The organism is Streptomyces spiramenti (assembly GCF_012034385.1).
In the GTDB taxonomy this organism is placed as follows: Bacteria; Actinomycetota; Actinomycetes; order Streptomycetales; family Streptomycetaceae; genus Streptomyces; species Streptomyces spiramenti.
In genome coordinates this window covers 1-1159 of sequence record NZ_JAAVJB010000467.1, presented here as the reverse complement: position 1 = coordinate 1159, position 1159 = coordinate 1, and the positions used below count along the sequence as shown (strand labels likewise).

The window sequence follows — 1159 nt, the reverse complement described above, 5'->3', positions numbered from 1 at the left end:
CCCTCAAGCACCCCAACCAAACCCCCCACATCAACCACCGACGCCTCCCCCACTGGCACATGAGGCTCGGCACCGGAAACCATCGGCGTCCAATCCATCCGATACAGCGGCAGGTCGGGCCCAGCCGGGGCCGACAGCTCAGCCACAGGGCGGAACACCATCCGCTCCAGCGACGCCACCGGCTCACCATCGACAGCGGCGATCAATGCGGAGTAACCATCCGCACCATCAGGAGAGAACCGAACCCGCAACGTCGCCGCACCCGTCGCAAACAGAGAAACCCCGGACCAGAGGAACGGCAGCGTGACGGGCGCCGTCGGGTCTCCGCCGTCTGCGCCGTCGACCGCAAGAGGCAGGGCCTGGATCGCGGCGTCGAGGGCGGCGGGGTGCAGGCCGTAGCGGTGCGCGTCGGCAGCCACCTTCTCGGGGAGACGAACCTCCGCGAGGACGTCCTCCCCCAACCGCCACACAGCAGCAAGCCCCTGGAACGCGGTCCCATACTCCAAGCCCCCCGCCGCCTGCTGTGCGGGCAGCTGCGCCAGCGAAACCGGCTGGGCGTCCCGAGGCGGCCACGGACCCTTGTCGGAGACGGCCTCGGTCTGAGCACTCGCAGGCAGCAGAACACCGGTCGCGTGCGGCGTCCATTCGACGTCGCCGGTGTGTTCCTGCGAGTAGATGCTGACGCTGCGGGCGCCCTCGTCGTCGGGCGGCCCCACGAGCACCTGGATACGTACCGTGCTCTCGGCCGGCAGCCGCAACGACGCCTGCACCACCAGCTCGCCGATCAGCCCGCAGCCGACCTGATCACCGGCGCACACGGCCAGTTCGAGGAACGCGGTACCCGGAAGAATCACCTCGCCGCCGATGACGTGGTCGGCAAGCCACGGCTGAGTCCGCAGTGACAGCCGGCCGGTGAGAACCACGCCCCCGGAATCCGCCAGTATCGTCTGGGCGCCGAGGAGAGGGTGATCGGCGGCCTCCAGGCCCAATCCCGTGACCCCCGCCGAGGCGACGCCTCCCTCCAACCAGTACCGCTCCCGCTGGAAGGGGTAGGTGGGGAGGTCGACGTGAGTGGGGGTCCGCGGGGCGAGGAGCTGTGTCCAGTCGGGTGACCAGCCGTCGACGTGGAGCGCCGCCATGGCGGCCATCAACGCGGTCG

The 1159-nt window shown here is 70.0% G+C and carries 1 protein-coding gene; it reads right to left on the bottom strand.

What is annotated here, in order from left to right; translation table 11 throughout:
• Nucleotides 1-1139 (bottom strand): polyketide synthase dehydratase domain-containing protein (locus tag HCJ92_RS24190; RefSeq protein ID WP_209311544.1); only part of this gene is annotated, 1139 nt, incomplete at its 3' end.
• Between the last annotated feature and the right edge of the window lie 20 nt (nucleotides 1140-1159).